This window comes from Paenibacillus sp. 2KB_22 (genome assembly GCF_052115745.1).
Lineage (GTDB): Bacteria > Bacillota > Bacilli > Paenibacillales > Paenibacillaceae > Paenibacillus.
Map to the genome: position 1 here is coordinate 1 of NZ_JBFRHG010000020.1, position 907 is coordinate 907.

Consider the following 907-nt stretch of genomic DNA (forward strand, 5'->3'; position numbering starts at 1 on the left):
AGCACTCGACTGTTAATCGAGTTGTCACAGGTTCGAGCCCTGTTCGGGGAGCCATATGGAGAGGTGTCCGAGCTGGCCGAAGGAGCACGATTGGAAATCGTGTAGGCGTCACAAGCGTCTCGAGGGTTCGAATCCCTCTCTCTCCGCCATAATAATAAGGCCCGTTGGTCAAGGGGTTAAGACACCTCCCTTTCACGGAGGTAACAGGGGTTCGAATCCCCTACGGGTCATATTAACTTCAAAAAAAGAAGTTGATTTTTACAACAAGATTATGATATGATCATAAATGTGTTGTTCGGAGGCTTAGCTCAGCTGGGAGAGCATCTGCCTTACAAGCAGAGGGTCGGGGGTTCGATCCCCTCAGCCTCCACCATATAACTTTTATAACGACGCGGGGTGGAGCAGCCCGGTAGCTCGTCGGGCTCATAACCCGAAGGCCGCAGGTTCAAATCCTGCCCCCGCAATTAACTTTCCTTGAGAAAGTATTATGGAACCGTGGTGTAGTTGGCCTAACATGCCTGCCTGTCACGCAGGAGATCGCGGGTTCGAATCCCGTCGGTTCCGCCATTTAATCTTTACATGAGGCAAACTGTTCACTACATCTGCTGTATGGCACTGATGCCCTATATAAAGTGTAAGGAATTAAGATTAGACTTTATTATGGCTCGGTAGCTCAGTCGGTAGAGCAGAGGACTGAAAATCCTCGTGTCGGCGGTTCGATTCCGTCCCGAGCCACCATTTTAAAAAAAAATTAATATGCCGGTGTAGCTCAACTGGTAGAGCAACTGACTTGTAATCAGTAGGTTGGGGGTTCAAGTCCTCTCGCCGGCACCATGTAATCCTGGAGGATTAGCGAAGTGGCCAAACGCATCAGACTGTAAATCTGCTCCCGTACGGGTTCGGTGGT

Annotated in this window: 7 tRNA genes; all 7 read left to right on the forward strand. The window is 49.9% G+C overall.

The features are described from left to right. The first annotated feature begins 57 nt into the window (after window positions 1-57). The 7 genes from AB4111_RS30990 (at window position 58) to AB4111_RS31020 (ending at window position 834) form a co-directional block, all read left to right on the forward strand. A tRNA-Ser gene (locus AB4111_RS30990) sits at window positions 58-149 on the forward strand. Window positions 150-158: 9 nt separating this feature from the next. After that, window positions 159-230, forward strand: a tRNA-Glu gene (locus tag AB4111_RS30995). 67 nt (window positions 231-297) lie between these two features. Then, window positions 298-373: transfer RNA gene (locus tag AB4111_RS31000), tRNA-Val, on the forward strand. Between the two features lie 17 nt (window positions 374-390). Then, window positions 391-464 (forward strand) — tRNA-Met (locus AB4111_RS31005). Window positions 465-489: 25 nt separating this feature from the next. Then, window positions 490-567, forward strand: a tRNA-Asp gene (locus AB4111_RS31010). 95 nt (window positions 568-662) lie between these two features. Beyond that, window positions 663-738, forward strand: a tRNA-Phe gene (locus AB4111_RS31015). Between the two features lie 20 nt (window positions 739-758). Beyond that, window positions 759-834: transfer RNA gene (locus tag AB4111_RS31020), tRNA-Thr, on the forward strand. Window positions 835-907 lie beyond the last annotated feature (73 nt).